This window comes from Brevibacillus nitrificans (assembly GCF_003710965.1).
Taxonomy (GTDB): Bacteria; Bacillota; Bacilli; order Brevibacillales; family Brevibacillaceae; genus Brevibacillus; species Brevibacillus centrosporus.
Genome location: NZ_RHHU01000010.1, coordinates 252,393 through 268,062 on the forward strand (window position 1 = coordinate 252,393; position 15,670 = coordinate 268,062).

Below are 15,670 nucleotides of genomic sequence, written 5' to 3' on the forward strand. Positions count from 1 at the left end.
GATAAACGAGGGGCAATTGGAGGAGGAGAAGGAAATGACAGTAGCAGCAGAGCTAAACCAAGCGGTAGAGCAGGTCAAGCAACAAGTAATTGAATGGCGGCGTTATTTGCACCAGCATCCAGAACTGTCCTTTCATGAAGAGAAGACGGCGCAGTTCATCTATGATACCTTGTCGACCTTTGACAATCTGGAGCTCTCACGTCCGACCAAAAACAGTGTCATGGCACGTCTGATCGGCTCCCAGCCGGGCAAGGTGCTGGCGATGCGCGCGGATATTGACGCGCTTGCGATTACGGAGGAAAACACGTTCGATTTCATCTCCACAAACCCGGGTGTCATGCATGCGTGCGGCCATGACGGGCATACCTCCATGCTGCTCGGAACGGCCAAGATCCTGTCTGGCATGCAGGACAAAATCAAAGGGGAAGTGCGCTTTTTCTTTCAGCACGCAGAGGAAATCTATCCGGGCGGCGCTGAAGAGATGGTGCAAGCAGGTGTCATGGACGGCGTTGACCTGGTGATCGGTACCCATCTGTGGTCGACGATGGAGTACGGAACCATCGGGATCTGCCCTGGACCGATGATGGCAGCCCCTGATACGTTCTGGATCAACGTGTTTGGCAAAGGCGGACACGCAGCACTTCCGCATCAAACCATCGACAGCATCGCGATTGCATCGCAAGTCGTAACCAACCTGCAGCATATCGTCTCCCGTACTACCGACCCACTGGACAATCTGGTGCTCTCTGTGACCAAGTTCGTGGGCGGTACGACGCACAACGTCATTCCGGGAGCTGTAGAAATTTGTGGAACGGTGCGCAGCTTTGACAAGGAATTGCGCGAGACCGTGCCAAAGCTCATGGAGCGTGTAATCAAAGGGATTACCGAGGCGCATGGTGCAACCTATGAATTCACCTATGAATTTGGCTATCGTCCCGTCATCAATGATGCCGAAGTAACCCAGCTGATGGAAGACGTCGTGATAGAAGCTCTGGGAGCTGAGTGGGTGGATCATATGCGCCCGACCATGGGCGGGGAAGACTTCTCGGCCTTCCAGCAAAAAGCTCCGGGCTGCTTCTTCTACGTAGGAGCGGGCAACAAGGAGAAAGGTATCACCTATCCACACCACCATCCACGTTTTACGATCGACGAGGATGCGCTTGCGGTAGGCGTAAAAATGTTCGTCCATGCTGCGAGAAAAATCGTGATGGAAGCCGAATAAACACGCAGCAACAGTTATGATCAGCCTCCTGTCCTTTGCGACGGGAGGTTTTTTCTTGTCCGATGGCTATTGCATGCGAAACAGCTTGTGCCAGATCGAGGTTTTGCGCTGCTCGTCCTTCATTTTGGCGAGCTGTACCTTGGCGTCCATGATATCGTTCATCGCTTTCAGCAGACGTCGATCCCGTTCCTTCAGGCTGGAGCGGATATAGGCCTCCTGCTTTTCTACACGCTCTACCAAAGCGTGATGGGCTGCGTTCTGCTGCTGGACGTGAGCGGCAAGGGCATGCAGCTTTTCCTCCAAGTGGCTGGTTTGAACAGGAGCGGGAACGGAGGCAGGAACACTCAACGCAGGAGCGAGTGTAACAGCGGTCTCTTGATGTGCGAGCGCCGGAGAATCCACTACATGATTGACGACCATGAGGGCCGCTTGCTCCTGAGGGAAGAGCTGATCCTTGGTCAAGCGGTAAAAGCGCTGCAGTACGGCAACGTCCATCTGTCTGTACTCCCGCCGGTTTTGGCTGTCTCGCAAAAACCAGTAGCCATGCTGTTCAAGCAGCATGCTCCACTTTCGCAGCGTGCTTGCACCAATCCCCAGCATTTCGGCAACCTCTCTGCCGCTGTACGTGCGTTCTCGTGCCACAAGCTCAATGACGTTTCCCATCGTTCATCCCTCCAGTCTTTCTTCCTTCCATCCTCCATACGGTTTCTGGATAGATGGTGGTTTTCCTGTAACGAATCGTGCGACAAATTCCTGCAGTGTTCGTACAAATGGTGGCGGCCTGTCGATGAAAGTCGTGGGATCGGGACAGATGATGTAGGGGTACAAGTACATTTTCACTCCTTATCCGCTTTTGCTCTAGTAGGGCTGCGCCAAATGTACATAGGATGCTGTAGAAGGAGGGATTGACCATGGCATTTAAAGACCAGGTGAAGAAGCTTCAAGGAAAAAATGTAAAAGTAGAAACGGTACGCGGCAATTTTTTTGGACGACTGGTTGAAGTGAAATCGACGACATTGATCCTCCGCGAGCATGACAATAATCGCCGGACCATTATTCGCGATTCCAAAATTATTGCGGTAACCGAACACGACCCTAACTGCTAAGAGAGTAGGCCACGCATGCTGACAAAGCCTGCATGGTCCCTCGGGCTGTCGAGCAATCGGCAGCTTTTTTCGTACAGGAAGAATTTATAGGATTCTTAGCCAGTATATGTGCAGCTAAGGCTCCGCCACAAAGCTTGGCGGAGCCAAGTTTTCTAATACAAAGCCTTTGCCAAGGGATAGCGAGATGGCGGCACATTTGCGCCTGTGCAGTGGATTTTATTCCCCAGCCCCTTCGTGGTAACATAGTAGGGAGATTGAAAGACTACGAAGAAGGTAGGGGAAACGATGTTAGATGTAAGGTTTCACGGACATTCTTCCGTTCAATTGACTGCAGAAGGACACTCCATCATGATCGATCCGTTCATTACGGGAAATGGTCAGGCGACAACAAAGCTGGAAGACATCCAGGTGCAGTATATTTTGCTGACTCACGGTCACCAGGATCATATTCTGGATGCGGTCGAGCTGGCGAAGGCCAATGATGCGACGATCGTGGCGACGCATGAGCTGGCGACCTACTTGGCTTGGCAAGGCGCCAAAACGATCGGGATGAACCTCGGGGGATCCGTTGCGCTTCCGTTTGGCAAAGTAAAAATGACCCAAGCCTTCCACAGCTCAGGGGTTATTTTGGACGATCAAAAGCAGATCGTGTACATGGGAATGCCAGGTGGCTTTGTCATCGAAATCGGTGGCAAAACGGTCTACCATGCAGGGGATACAGGTCTCTTCGGCGATATGAAGCTGATTGGTGATCGCCACGATATCGATCTTGCCTTTCTGCCGATCGGCGACCACTTCACGATGGGTCCAGAAGATGCACTGACAGCTGCAGAGTGGGTGAAAGCAGATTATGTGATTCCGATTCACTACGATACCTTCCCGCCGATCAAGCAAGACGGCGAAGCGTTTGTAGCGGAGCTGGCGGAGAAGGATATTCGCGGGAAAGCATTGAAGCCAGGAGAATCGTTGCGTTTGTCGTAAGGCACGCGAGCGTGAAAAGCCGTCTTCCTTTGCGAGAGGAAGGCGGCTTCTTTTGTACAGTAAGAATGGATAAGATTCTTAGCCAGTATAAGTGCAACATAGTGAGACTTCGAACGAAGAGAGTTAGCGAGACTTGTGCCCTTTGGGTACTAAGCCTCCACCGCAAAGCTTGGCGGAGCCAAGTTTTCTAATACGGATAAGCATGAGCTCGCCAAAGGGTTCTCCTAGGGCATCTGATCTATAAACCCGCCACTAAACGTTTCGCCCGCTTTGCTGCCTCCAGGCGGGTTTCCTCCCAGGACAGGCTGAGAAGCTGGCGGCCTTGCATGAGGATCTGACCGTTGACGATGGTCGTGTCGACATCGGCTCCGGTGGCGCTGTAGGCGATCAGGGAGTAGAGGTCGTGCACAGGCTGCAAATGCGGTTTGTTCAGGTCGATGAGAATGAGATCAGCGCGTTTTCCGACCTCCAATGTACCTATCTCCGAGTCGATCCTGAGCAGTTTGGCGCTTTCGATCGTCGCCATGCGCAAGGCTTGCTCAGCGGGCAGGACGGTTGGATCACCGGCGTCCAGCTTTTGCATCCACGCGGCAGCCTTGATTTCGGCAAACATGTCGAGCGTCGTTGCGCTTCCAGCTCCATCTGTCCCTATACCGACCGTAATTCCCTGCTCGATCATCTCGCGGATGGGAGCGACGCCGCAAGCCAGCTTGAGATTGCTGACGGGGTTATGCGACACCCCGCCGCTCATGCCGCACAAGAGCTTTATGTCCGCGTGTGTGAGGTGAACACCGTGGGCGAGCAGGACGTGATTGCCTGCGAAAAGACCCAGCTCATGCAAGTATTCCGTTGGCGTCTTTTGATACCGTTCACGGATTTTTTCCACCTCCTCGACCGTCTCTGCCAGATGAATGTGGATCGGGATCTTCCGGCTGCGCGCCAGATCGATCACTTCTTTCAAAGGCTGAGGGGGGCAGGTGTAGGGAGCATGCGGGCCGAGCATGGTCGTAATGCGTCCGTCGCCAGCGCCTGTCCAGCTTTCAATGAGATCGAGGGCTTCTTTCATACGCTGTCCACCGTCATCCTCCAGAAAAACAAGCCCGCGAGTCAGCGCAGCACGCATACCGCTGTCCACGACAGCCTGTGCGACAGCATCCATCTGTACGTACATATCAGCAAAGGCAGTTGTGCCGGAAGCGATCATTTCCGCCGCACTGAGCATGGTTCCCCAATAGATGTCTTCCTTGGTCATCCGAGCTTCGGCGGGAAGCATTTTTTTATCCAGCCAATCCATCAGCTTCAAGTCATCAGAAAAGCCGCGCAGCAAGGACATCCCGGCATGGTTGTGGGCGTTGATCAGCCCGGGCATCGCGACCTTGCCAATCCCGTCGATGACATGATCCGCCTGTTCATCGATGGATGCTGCGATGCGGGTGATGTACCCGTCTTCGATGAGCAAGTCTCCAACGAATGGCTTGTCTCCCTGAACCATTGTGAGGATCTGGCACCCTTTGATGACGAAACGTTTCCTGCGATTCATATGAAAAATCCTCCTTCATTCACGTTCTGTTACTGAGCGTAAAGCTTCACGCGACGGAAAGGTCAAGAGGGAGAATCGACAGAGAAGTCATTATTTTCCTGCTTTTGAAATATTGTTTATTAGATAATGGTTGACTAAAGAAATATTGCTTCATAAAATGAGAGGTAAGATCTGGAGAAAGCGGTGTCATTTATGCTAAATGGGGGTCTTGTCAGTCTACAAGCGATATTGGACGAGTTGAAGCCATCTGAGAGAAAAGTGGCTCAGTTCATTCTGGCTCATCCAGAAGACGTAGTAAAACTGTCTGTGCAAAAGCTGGCGGAGCTGAGCGGCGTATCTGAAGCGACCATCATTCGACTGGCTCGATCCTTGAATATGAAAGGCTACCAGGAGCTCAAGCTGCGTATTGCAGGTGATTTGAACAAGCAGACATCCGCAGTCGGCAGCTACCAGGAAATCATGATGGAGGGCTCGGTCGATTCCATCATGCAGGCCGTGAGCTGGAATAATATCCAATCGATCCAGGATACCCTGTCTGTTCTGTCCAGTGAAGAAGTCATGCGGGCGGCTGACGCTTTATCCCGGGCGCGCAAGATTGACGTGTACGGTGTAGGGGCATCTGCGGTAATCGCTGACGATATCAAACAAAAGCTTTCCCGCATCAATCTGTGGTGCGAAGCCTATTCCGATTTTCATGCCCAATTGACTTCTGCCGTCAATTTGACGGAGCAGGACGTGGCATTCGGCATTTCCTACTCCGGCCAAACGGAGGATATTATCCAATCACTGACGGAGGCAAAGCAACAGGGGGCGACGATCATCAGTCTGACGAAGTTCGGCTCATCGCCTGTGGCGGATTTGGCAAGTATTCGGCTATTTACCAGCTCGGTCGAGAAAAGCGTGCGCAGCGGCGCAATGGCGTCGCGGATTGCTCAGCTGAATGTAATCGACATTTTGTTTATCGCCATGGTCAGCCGCAAGCAGGAGGACGTCATTCCGCTGTTGGAGAAAACGCGCGTAGCTGTGAGTCGGACAAAACGCTCATCCAATTGAGGGGGAAGAGGCTATGGACGATGTGAAGGAATTGCTGCAGGAGTGGGTGGACAAAGGGTGGCTTCCAGGAGCAGCCCTGCGCGTCTTGCAGGGGAGTGAGCTAGCCTTCTCCTGCGATGTAGGCACTACCAGTGTGGATAAAAGCCAGCCAGTCACAAGAGACACGCTGTACGATCTGGCTTCCCTGACGAAGGTAACGGCGACGCTGCCAGCCCTCTTGCTCTTGCTGCAAGAAGAGAAGATCCGATTGGAGGACCCGATCGGATATTTCTTTCCCGATTGCCCCCGTGACAAAAAGGAAATCACTATCGCTCAGCTGCTTACCCATACGTCCGGTCTTCCTGCCGACCTCGAGGAGCGTACACGCAAAAGCCAAATTCTGCTGCCAGACCTGCTGTATCAGCAACAGCTTCTCCAAGAACCCGGAAAAAAGGTCATCTACAGTGATTTGGGGATGATCTGGCTCGGCCTTTTGATTGAAAAGGTAACGGGCGAGCGGCTTGATCAGTTTGTGACCCAGCGCGTCTTCGCGCCGCTTGGGATGAATCACACTCTTTATTGTCCGAATAATCGATCTATAAAAAATATTGCCAATACAGAATTTGATTCACTCACGGGGGCGTACATCGTCGGAGAGGTTCACGACGAGAAGGCCTTCGTGATGGGCGGAATTGCCGGACATGCTGGGCTGTTTGCGACCGCAGACGATTTGGTTCGGTACGCACAAAGCTGGATGGACGAAGCTCGCGCCATCATCAGCAAAGAGTGGCGAGAGGCTGCTATTCGCTGCCAGACACCTGTTGGGACAGAGCGCAGAGGGTACGGCTGGCAGTCCAACGATCCCAGCCTTCCACTCAGCTGTGGTTCTACCTTTCATCCGGACAGCTACGGTCACACCGGATTTACAGGAACGAGCATCTGGATCGACCCTGTACACGAGTGGGCCGTCATTTTTCTTACAAACGCAGTACATCTAGGGCGCGATCATCAATTGCGGCGGCTGCGGCCAATGATTCACGATGCAGTCACAGCCCACCTAAAGCGGGCTTGACTTGATAGAGCATGAGTCACAACAAGGCATGAGAAAAATGGGGGAGGGTTAGGTATGAAGCGATTTCGGTTACACACAGCAGCATCTGTCGTGCTCGCAGCTGCCCTGGCACTGACAGGCTGCAGTGGTGGCGGAGGAAACGAGGCGAAGCCATCAAGTGATCCAGGAAACAACTCAGGAGGGAATCAAGCAGGGGGAGGCCAGCAGGTTACATTGTCCATGCACAGCTGGCGCGTGGAGGACACGGAGGGCTATGCCAAGCTCATTGCTGCATTTGAGGCAGAGAATCCGAATATCAAGATCGATTTCAAGCCTTTCAAGGCAACGGAGTACAACACGATTTTAAACACGGCCCTGCAAAGCGACAGCGGTCCTGACATCCTGCAGCTCCGCCCGTATGCGACAGGTGCTGCCTTGGCTACAGCCGGATATTTGGAGCCGCTCGACAACCTTCCAGGCATCAGCAACATCCCAAAAGAGGTACTAGCGGGTGCGACAGGCAAAGATGGAAAAGTATACGGAGTTCCGCTGACGCTCAGTACTACACAGTTCTTCTACAACAAAAAAATCTTTGACGACAACGGTGTGAGTGTGCCGAAGAGCTGGGATGAGCTGATTGCTGCCTCAAAAGCTCTGAAAGAAAAAGGCATCATCCCCATCTCCTTTGGGGCAAAAGAAGGCTGGCTGCTTTCCCTGAGCCACGGTGTCATTGCACCCGCGAGCTTTACAAATGGCTACATGGATAAATTGTTAAAGGGCGAAAGCGACCTGAAGAGCCCAGAATTCCTCAAGTCTATTCAACGCATGCAGGAACTGATTCCTTATTTCCCGGAAAATTTTGTTGGGCTTGAGCTAAATGATATGCGGACTTTGTTTGCCACTGGCAAAGCTGCCATGTTTATCAACGGAAGCTTTGAAATGGAAGGGATCAAGAAGCTGAATCCGGACTTGCAGCTGGACTTTTTCCCAATGCCTACAGATGATGGCAAACAGGTCATCACGACATGGGTAGATGGCTCTTACGCGGTGAACGCAAAGTCGAAGCACAAGGCGGAAGCGTTGAAATTCATGGAGTTTATGACTACCAAAAAGTTTGGTGAATTGTATGCGAACCAGTTCAAGATGATCAGCCCGATTCCGGGAGTATCCGCAGAGGATCCACTCGTAAACCGACTGACAGAGCTGACGCAAACAAACGCGACTCCTTACTTGATGATCGTTCATTTCTCGGAAGGCAATCCGACAACCAAGAAAACGCTGGAGAATGCCCTTCAGGGGATGTACCTGAACAAATTGACACCGGAGCAGGTCGTGGATGAAGTACAGAAATCGGCCGCAACGTGGTTTGAACCGTTTAAAAAATAAGGGTGCTTGAGTAGGATGCGGAGGGGAGAGCTGGCTTTTCCCTCCGTCTCTACAGAAAGGGGTGGGTACCATCGCTACAGACAGTCAATCCATCCGGCCAAAGAGACGAAGAAGCTGGTTGATCCACCTGTTTCCGCTTCCGGCTCTGGCCATTTATCTCGTTTTTCTGGTTTACCCGATTTTTTCTGCCTTTGTTTACAGCCTATACGACTGGCAAGGGATCAAGCGCGGTGCGTTCATTGGTCTAAAAAACTTTGTAACCTTGTTCACGGTGGAGCCCTTCAATGAAATGTTCTGGAATGCATTGAGCCATAACGTCCTGTATTTCGTGGTGGAGATGGTGGTACAAAACGGGATTGGCTTTATGCTAGCCTTCTTTATTTACCGGAAAATTCGCGGTGCAGGATTTTTAAAGATCGCCTACTTCATGCCGCGCCTGTTGTCTGTGATCGTCATCGGATTTTTGTGGAAGCTGATCTTTAATCCGAACTACGGTGCGTTAAACAGCGTGCTGACGAGCGTCGGGCTCGCGGACTGGGCGAAGCCGTGGCTGGGAGACCCGGATACGGCTCTGATGGCCATCATTCTCGTCAACTGCTGGTTCGGTGTCGGTTTTGCCATGCTGATCTTTTTGGCGGGGCTGCAATCTATTCCGGAGGAGCTGATCGAGGCAGCGAGGCTGGATGGTGCAAGAGGCTTGACGATGCTCTGGAGGATCATTCTGCCGCTGTGCATGCCTTCGATCACCATTATGACTGTCTTTACGTTTATTCAGGCCTTCGAAGCCTTCGAACTGGTATACGCGATGCAAGGATCCATGGGGGAACCATATTATTCCACGGACACACTGGCTGTCTATTTTTACCGCATGGCGTTCGGAGGCAGTGGTGGTGCAGGGGAAACCGCCCTCGGTCTTGGCTCGGCGCTGGCTGTCGTACTGTTCATTATCGTAGCATCGGTGTCGGCGATCTCCGTCTACCTGATGCGCAAGCGTGAGGTCCAGCATTGAGACGTACTGCTTGGCGAGAAAGGGGGAGATCCATTTGAAAACGAGCATGGGTGGCAAAGCCGTGCAATACGTGGTCGCGTATCTGTTTATGTTGGTAGCACTATATCCGATCGTCTTGATGGTTGCCTCCTCGTTCAAAACGAATATGGAAATATTTACAAGTCCGTTGTCGCTGCCGAAAGCATTCAGCTTTGAGACGTACCAAAAGCTGTGGGAAGTCGTTCCTTTTGCTGACTTTCTGTGGAACAGCATCTTCGTCAGCCTGATGTCTGTCCTGTTGATCACGATCTTTTCCGCCATGGCTGCTTTTTACCTGGCGCGCTTCTCCTTCAAGTGGACAGCCGCGCTCTACTTCGTGTTTCTCCTGGGACTGATGATTCCGGTCAAGCTGGGGATTGTGCCGTTGTTTCTATTGATGAAAAGCTTGAACTTGCTCAATTCCCTCTGGTCGCTCATCCTCATTTACACGGCGAGCGGGATTCCAGTGGCGGTTTTCATTTTGACCGGTTTTTTCCGGACGCTGCCTGTAGAGCTGGAGGAGGCGGCGCGAATCGATGGCTGCAACAACTTTCAAGTCTTTTGGCGGGTGCTTTTGCCGCTGATACGTCCTGCGCTGGCAACGGTTGTCATCATCAACTTCATCCACGCCTGGAACGACTTTTTCTTTCCCTTGATATTCATCCAGGAAGATACCTTAAAAACGATTCCGGTTGGCATGATGGTGTTGTTTGGCGAGTATGAAACGGACTGGAGCCTGCTGTTTGCGGGTCTCACGCTGTCTGCGTTGCCGATGATCGGCGTGTTCCTCATGGCGTCCAAGCAGTTCATGGAGGGGTTGACAGCTGGTGCAGTCAAATAAGCAATCGCAGTGGTTTATCGCGCTTGATGGCGGCGGGACCAAGACGAGAGCCGCTATTTGCAATGACAAAGGGGAAATCAAGGCAATCGTTGACGGCGAAGCGAGCAATCCGCTCTCTCGCTCCTTTGAGGATGTAGCGTCTACGATTCGCCAGCTTATAAGCGAGGTCATGAATGGCGCAGGGGTGAAAAAAGAAGAGGTAGCAGCGGTCTATCTCGGACTTGCAGGAGCGGACCGTCCAGAAATCACGAAGCGGCTGCAGGCGGAATTTGGAGCCGAGTGGAGGGAGAGACTGCTGCTCGACAACGATGCAGTAGCTGCTCTTTACGCGGGAACCTGGGGGGAGCCGGGGATCGTGCTGATCGCAGGCACGGGGTCGATCGCCTATGCGGTTACGGAGCAAGGCAAGAGGTATCGCACAGGTGGCTGGGGTTATCTGGTCGGAGATGAGGGGAGCGGCTTTGACTTGGGACGCAGGGCAGCAACTGCCGTGATGCGGGCGTCGGATGGCCGTGGAGCAGGGACGCTTCTCACTAAGCTCTATCTCGAGCATTACCAAGTGAGCCGTCCCGAGGAGCTGATTGCCTGCATTTACGGAGGGAGCAATCCCCGAAAGGAACTGGCGGATACCAGCACGCTGGTGGAAAAAGCGGCGAGACTTGGCGATCCGATTGCTTGCGAGCTGATCTCTTTGGCAGCCGATGATTTGTTACAGCTCGCCTCCGCCTGCCAAAGCAAAGTAGAGAGCCTGTTGCCTGTCGTGCTCGCAGGAGGGCTGCTCACGGCGAATACGCGACTGCGCGAAGAGCTGCTCCAAAAAGTGACCTTTGAAGCCCGAATTTCAAATGTGCCGCCAGTAGTAGGTGCTCTGGTCGCTGCCATGAAGAGGGCAGGATGGAGCATACATGCAGACATCCAACACCAGCTGCAGCTGAGTGGAAGGGTATCAGAAGAGGAGTGAAGGCAGTGGGAGAAAACTTGCACCAACTCCAGACAGAAATGCGAAATGCTGCAAGTGAGCAGTTGGATCAGATGTCCGCGCTCGAAATCGTGACATTGATGAATCAAGAGGATCAAAAAGTGGCGCAGGCTGTACAGCAAGTGCTGCCGGAAGTAGCGCAAGCGGTGGAGCTGATTGCCGAGGCGTTGAACAACGGCGGGCGCCTGTTTTACATCGGAGCCGGCACGAGTGGCCGACTCGGTGTGCTGGATGCAGCGGAATGCCCGCCAACCTTTGGCACAGATCCTGCTCTCATACAGGGAATTATCGCAGGAGGTCCCGCAGCGCTCACGATCGCAGTAGAAGGGGCGGAGGACTCGCTTGCACTCGGCCAGGAGGACATTCGGGAGAGAGGTGTGCAGGCAGGCGACGTTGTTGTCGGCATAGCAGCGAGCGGTCGAACCCCATATGTCATCGGCGCTTTGGCCGAGGCGAGGGCACGATCTGCTGTCACGATTTCTCTCTCGTGCAATCCCGATTCCGATATTAATCAGGAGGCGGATGTTTGCATCAATCTGTCAGTAGGTCCCGAGGTCGTGACCGGATCGACCCGACTCAAAGCGGGCAGTGCCACCAAGATGGTTCTGAATATGCTGACGACCGCAAGCATGGTCCGTGTAGGCAAGGTATACGGCAACTGGATGGTCAATGTGCAGGCGACCAATCACAAGCTAAAGGAAAGAGCCAAACATATTGTCATGCAGGTCACAGGGGTCGACTATCCAGAAGCAGAGCGCCTGATTACAGAGGCAATGGGGGACGTCAAGCTGGCAATCGTGATGCAAAAATCAGGCTTGCCTCGCGCGGAGGCAGCGGAAAGACTGCAGCGGGCAGGCAGCAAGGTTCGTCCCGCCATCGAGGATGTGTTAGGCGAGCAAGGATCCGCCTGATCCTGTCATCGCCGCAGAGGTTAGCGAATGCCATGATACTTGTGTTCGGTTTCTTCATTCATCACTTTGAGCATCGGCGCAGGAAAAATAGAAGAGGCCACAGCCTATGACAGGGATGGGATTTGAATTTGGTGTGGCCGCTCTCTTTTTTTGCTGAGCCGATTCTTTGCGTTTTGGGAGCGATAACGCTGCTTCTCGCCGTTCAGAAGAACTCTCTTCCTATTTAATAGGACGTTTCCTGGACGGTCTGATCTGGAAATCTGGCATTTTCTATGTCTATCGAAAATGATTCCAGCATATTTTCCGATGGGAAGGGATGGAAACAGCACAGGGAATAGGGTAATATTGGGTATGAAAGCTGGATTGAGAGCGGGTAAGGCTATTTCCTTTACATTGGGGTAGCCGTTTTCTTGTCCCAGGAGGAGGGAAACGATGAGAGACTTGTTGGAGAGCGGCATCAGGAGCGGTCTTTTCTATCGCTCCTTCTTTGACCAATTGGGCCAGGCAGCCTTTCTATTAGATCGGACAGGCATGGTTTTTACCGGCAACCCTGCTTGTAAGTCTTTGACAGGATATGATCCAGGGCAATGGGAACGCAAGCCCTTTTGGAGTTTAGCGATCCCCGAAGAAAGGGAAATGGTGAGATTACAGATCCAGTTTGCCATGGAGGGAAAGCCGCGGCCATTTTGTACGTATTTGGCGCATCAGGCTGATTATGCGGTTCATGTGCGCATCACTTTTGATTCGTTCCAAACAGATGGCGAAGTTGTCGGGTATTTTGCGATTGTCCAGGAGATCATGGGCACGAGGAATGACAGCGAGTCGTGTGCATCTGCGGATTTATCCAAGGAGGGCGTGTTTATTTATCGCTCGGGCAGCTTGCAGTATGCCAATCAGGTCGGGGTGAAGCTGGTAGGTGCTCCGCATTTGAACAGGCTGCTGCAGACGCCCTTTTTCTCGCTGTTTCACCCGCATGACATCCCGGTTGTAGATGATATGATAAAGCGGACCGAGCGTGGGGAGACGGTTCATCCTCTCGAGATAGAGTTGATTCGCATGGATGGGATCATGATCGATGCGGAGGTGCTCGGGACGTACGCAGTCATATCGGGGAAGCCGTCTTGTTATTTGTTAATCCGCGATATTACCGAGCGGAAAAGAGCGCAAGAATTTTTGCAAAACTCGGAAAAGCTTGCTTTAGTAGGCCAGCTGGCTGCGGGGATTGCACATGAAATACGCAATCCTTTAACATCCTTAAAAGGATTCGTTCAATTGATGCAGAAAGATGGAATGAGAAAGGCTGAATATTTTTCCATCATGAGCTCTGAGCTTGCTCGGATTGAATTGATCGTCAATGAATTGTTGGTTTTGGCAAAGCCGCACGAAGCTGCATTCGAGACTCGTGATTTATCTAACCTGGTCAGTCATGTGGTGGCGTTGCTGGAGACAGAAGCGATTTTGCGAAAAGTAATGATTCAAGTGATCTTTGAGACGGAAATGCCGATGATTCGCTGTGATGAGAATCATCTCAAGCAGGCCTTTATCAACTTTCTGAAAAATGGGATAGAAGCGATGCAGGGAGGCGGAGAGATTGTCGTGCGCCTGCGCTGCGAGGACACCCGAGCCGTGATCCGCTTCGAGGACAACGGAGTAGGGATTCCCTCTCATCAGCTGGCGAGGCTGGGCGAGGCCTTTTTTACCACCAAGGAATCGGGTACGGGCCTCGGCTTGATGGTCAGCCGCAGAATTATTGAAAACCACAGGGGGACCCTGCGGCTGACGAGTGTTCTCGGACAAGGGACTACGGTTGAAGTGTCCTTGCCTGTTCACGGATAAGCAGAACAGGGGATGAGAGATGGGGAGGGAGGAGCCACAAATGGCTGATCATGCTGGGAAAAAGACAGTTCTGACAGCGGGCTTTGCCCAAATTCCAAAAGGAACCTCCCTCTATGAAGTTTCCACCATGATAGGCTGTGTACTCATTATTGACGCGGATCATGATGTGATTTGCGATGCTAGCTTTACATTTGTCATGGACAAGACAAGCGAGTTTCTCGTTGCGCTGCTGCTAGGAAAATCAGTAGCAGGAGGCATGCAGGAAATAACGCAAGTCGTGCAGGAGCGATTTCTGGCACCAGGTCAGGGGGCTGTTTTGCAAGCGATCCGTGCTGCTGTCGAGCGATATCATGAGAAAAAAATGTAAGCTACCCAAGCCGGAGGGGTGTACATGCATGACGACTTCGCTGTAAGAGAAGCATATGCACGGCAGTTGTTGGAACGTTATAGCGAATGGCTGAGCCGTATCGAAGAAGTGGATTGCCGGGAGATCGAAGCGGTCGCCAGCGAGCTGGAAGCGTTTCTCTCAGAAGAGGATAGCCGTCTTCACGGTACAGTCATGAAGCAGATCAAAGAATTGCAAAGTAGAGTGACCGAGATGCTGTGGATATCGGAGCACATGAAAATCTTGCACGATCTCGGCCACATCTTTGCGAAAACATTTGAAGAGAACAAGATTTTATGGAAAGCATTTGAGCTGGTCTCCAGAGTCATGCGGGCGGACGCTTTTTTCATCGCCTTTTTTGATGAGGGAGACAGCGAGATTCGCATACCGATCAGCATCGACAGCGGGATAAACTACGGGCCGATCACCGTTCCGTACGGACAAGGAATGATCTCTCATGTCATCGATACGAGGCAGACCATTCACATCCGATCCAGGGCAGAGGAGCCGAGCGAACCGGAGATGATTCGCTGGGGCAGCCCGGAAATTGACACCAGCACGTGTATTTTTGTTCCTCTCATGCTGGGGAATCAGGTGAAGGGTGTCATTTCCGCGCAGTCCTATCGGGAGTTCGCGTACAAAAAGGAGCATGAGGAGCTGCTCAAAATCATTGGCTTCCAGGTAGCCAGTGCGATCGAGACAGCGAGATTGTACGAGCGCGTGTATCAGATGTCGTTCATGGATGAGCTGACGGGGATCTGTAATTACCGAGCTTTTCACAATGAGCTGGAAAAGCTGCTTGGCGAGGACGATTCCTCTGTTGCATTGATCATGCTTGATTCCGATAACCTGAAATCGGTAAACGATCAGTACGGCCATCATTCCGGAGACGAGCTGATCAGGCGTATCGCGGAGGCAATGAAGGTGAACCTGGGCAGCAGGGACTCCGCCTACCGCTATGCGGGCGATGAGTTTATGCTTCTCTCGCCAGGAGCTACCCTGAAAGAGGCAGAGGAAAAGGTACAGGCGATTCGAGATTATCTGCACGCGCATCCACTCGTGCTGGAGGACGGCATTATTCCGATTGGCGTGAGTGTGGGAATCGCCCGTTTTCCGGCTGATGCAAACACGGCTGACGGCTTGAAGCGAGCTGCCGACGAGGCTTTATACCGCTCCAAGCGCAGAGGAAAGAACTGCACATCCGTATTTGCCATCGGTTCCTAGACGAAAATCACAGATCCTGCCAGCTTTGCATAGGGGGAGATGCGCCTTGCGAACTGGTCGTATGCTGGGAAGGTTTTCAAATTAGGTAGGACGTACAAGTAAATCTCACATAAGAAGGAGAATCCGTTGCCAGAAAAGGCAGCGGATTT

General features: G+C 52.4%; 15 protein-coding genes. 13 read left to right on the forward strand and 2 right to left on the reverse strand.

The window, feature by feature from the left end:
- The first annotated feature begins 34 nt into the window (after positions 1–34).
- Positions 35–1,222, forward strand: coding sequence for a M20 family metallopeptidase (locus EDM59_RS14830; RefSeq protein WP_122924309.1), 1,188 nt, complete (start codon positions 35–37; stop codon positions 1,220–1,222).
- A 66-nt stretch (positions 1,223–1,288) separates the two neighbouring features.
- Here the strand turns inward: EDM59_RS14830 and EDM59_RS14835 are convergent, their stop codons facing one another.
- Entirely contained in the window at positions 1,289–1,885 is a 597-nt protein-coding gene (locus EDM59_RS14835) for a MerR family transcriptional regulator (RefSeq protein ID WP_122924310.1), read from the reverse strand.
- 248 nt (positions 1,886–2,133) lie between these two features.
- On the opposite strand from EDM59_RS14835, the gene EDM59_RS14840 reads away from it, so the two are divergent.
- Together EDM59_RS14840 and EDM59_RS14845 are read left to right on the forward strand one after the other, a co-directional pair.
- On the forward strand, positions 2,134–2,328 hold the full coding sequence (locus tag EDM59_RS14840) for a DUF2642 domain-containing protein (protein ID WP_122924311.1): 195 nt from the start codon (positions 2,134–2,136) through the stop codon (positions 2,326–2,328).
- A 285-nt stretch (positions 2,329–2,613) separates the two neighbouring features.
- A complete protein-coding gene (locus EDM59_RS14845) occupies positions 2,614–3,309 on the forward strand; it encodes a metal-dependent hydrolase (protein ID WP_122924312.1) in 696 nt (231 codons plus the stop codon).
- A 238-nt stretch (positions 3,310–3,547) separates the two neighbouring features.
- Here the strand turns inward: EDM59_RS14845 and EDM59_RS14850 are convergent, their stop codons facing one another.
- Positions 3,548–4,849: an amidohydrolase gene (locus EDM59_RS14850; protein WP_122924313.1), complete on the reverse strand. Its 1,302-nt coding sequence runs from the start codon at positions 4,847–4,849 to the stop codon at positions 3,548–3,550.
- Between the two features lie 192 nt (positions 4,850–5,041).
- Here EDM59_RS14850 and EDM59_RS14855 point away from each other — a divergent pair, with 192 nt between their 5' ends.
- From EDM59_RS14855 to EDM59_RS14900, 10 genes are all read left to right on the forward strand, one after another.
- The gene (locus EDM59_RS14855; protein WP_122924314.1) at positions 5,042–5,902 is read left to right on the forward strand and encodes a MurR/RpiR family transcriptional regulator; all 861 of its coding nucleotides are present in this window, start codon (positions 5,042–5,044) and stop codon (positions 5,900–5,902) included.
- 13 nt (positions 5,903–5,915) lie between these two features.
- Entirely contained in the window at positions 5,916–6,953 is a 1,038-nt protein-coding gene (locus EDM59_RS14860) for a serine hydrolase domain-containing protein (protein WP_122924315.1), read from the forward strand.
- A 54-nt stretch (positions 6,954–7,007) separates the two neighbouring features.
- A complete protein-coding gene (locus EDM59_RS14865; RefSeq protein ID WP_122924316.1) occupies positions 7,008–8,318 on the forward strand; it encodes an ABC transporter substrate-binding protein in 1,311 nt (436 codons plus the stop codon).
- Positions 8,319–8,379: 61 nt separating this feature from the next.
- Positions 8,380–9,327, forward strand: a complete 948-nt coding sequence (locus tag EDM59_RS14870) for a carbohydrate ABC transporter permease (RefSeq protein WP_122924317.1) — start codon at positions 8,380–8,382, stop codon at positions 9,325–9,327.
- Between the two features lie 34 nt (positions 9,328–9,361).
- Positions 9,362–10,186, forward strand: a complete 825-nt coding sequence (locus EDM59_RS14875) for a carbohydrate ABC transporter permease (RefSeq protein ID WP_092266147.1) — start codon at positions 9,362–9,364, stop codon at positions 10,184–10,186.
- Entirely contained in the window at positions 10,173–11,147 is a 975-nt protein-coding gene (locus tag EDM59_RS14880; RefSeq protein WP_122924318.1) for an N-acetylglucosamine kinase, read from the forward strand. The genes EDM59_RS14875 and EDM59_RS14880 overlap by 14 nt, the downstream gene beginning before the upstream one ends.
- A gap of 5 nt (positions 11,148–11,152) precedes the next feature.
- Positions 11,153–12,076: an N-acetylmuramic acid 6-phosphate etherase gene (gene murQ / locus EDM59_RS14885; RefSeq protein WP_122924319.1), complete on the forward strand. Its 924-nt coding sequence runs from the start codon at positions 11,153–11,155 to the stop codon at positions 12,074–12,076.
- A 432-nt stretch (positions 12,077–12,508) separates the two neighbouring features.
- On the forward strand, positions 12,509–13,912 hold the full coding sequence (locus EDM59_RS14890) for an ATP-binding protein (RefSeq protein WP_122924320.1): 1,404 nt from the start codon (positions 12,509–12,511) through the stop codon (positions 13,910–13,912).
- A gap of 40 nt (positions 13,913–13,952) precedes the next feature.
- The gene (locus EDM59_RS14895; protein WP_122924321.1) at positions 13,953–14,279 is read left to right on the forward strand and encodes a DUF3870 domain-containing protein; all 327 of its coding nucleotides are present in this window, start codon (positions 13,953–13,955) and stop codon (positions 14,277–14,279) included.
- A 24-nt stretch (positions 14,280–14,303) separates the two neighbouring features.
- Positions 14,304–15,521 (forward strand): sensor domain-containing diguanylate cyclase, encoded by a 1,218-nt coding sequence (locus EDM59_RS14900; protein ID WP_122924322.1) that lies wholly within the window; start codon positions 14,304–14,306, stop codon positions 15,519–15,521.
- The last annotated feature ends 149 nt before the right edge of the window (positions 15,522–15,670 follow it).

Excerpts from the sequence above, each read along its gene's own strand:
- EDM59_RS14830 (WP_122924309.1), top strand. The coding sequence starts at position 35 with ATGACAGTAGCAGCAGAGCTAAACCAAGCGGTAGAGCAGGTCAAGCAA.
- EDM59_RS14835 (WP_122924310.1), bottom strand. The coding sequence starts at position 1,885 with ATGGGAAACGTCATTGAGCTTGTGGCACGAGAACGCACGTACAGCGGC.
- EDM59_RS14840 (WP_122924311.1), top strand. The coding sequence starts at position 2,134 with ATGGCATTTAAAGACCAGGTGAAGAAGCTTCAAGGAAAAAATGTAAAA.
- EDM59_RS14845 (WP_122924312.1), top strand. The coding sequence starts at position 2,614 with ATGTTAGATGTAAGGTTTCACGGACATTCTTCCGTTCAATTGACTGCA.
- EDM59_RS14850 (WP_122924313.1), bottom strand. The coding sequence starts at position 4,849 with ATGAATCGCAGGAAACGTTTCGTCATCAAAGGGTGCCAGATCCTCACA.
- EDM59_RS14855 (WP_122924314.1), top strand. The coding sequence starts at position 5,042 with ATGCTAAATGGGGGTCTTGTCAGTCTACAAGCGATATTGGACGAGTTG.
- EDM59_RS14860 (WP_122924315.1), top strand. The coding sequence starts at position 5,916 with ATGGACGATGTGAAGGAATTGCTGCAGGAGTGGGTGGACAAAGGGTGG.
- EDM59_RS14865 (WP_122924316.1), top strand. The coding sequence starts at position 7,008 with ATGAAGCGATTTCGGTTACACACAGCAGCATCTGTCGTGCTCGCAGCT.
- EDM59_RS14890 (WP_122924320.1), top strand. The coding sequence starts at position 12,509 with ATGAGAGACTTGTTGGAGAGCGGCATCAGGAGCGGTCTTTTCTATCGC.
- EDM59_RS14895 (WP_122924321.1), top strand. The coding sequence starts at position 13,953 with ATGGCTGATCATGCTGGGAAAAAGACAGTTCTGACAGCGGGCTTTGCC.
- EDM59_RS14900 (WP_122924322.1), top strand. The coding sequence starts at position 14,304 with ATGCATGACGACTTCGCTGTAAGAGAAGCATATGCACGGCAGTTGTTG.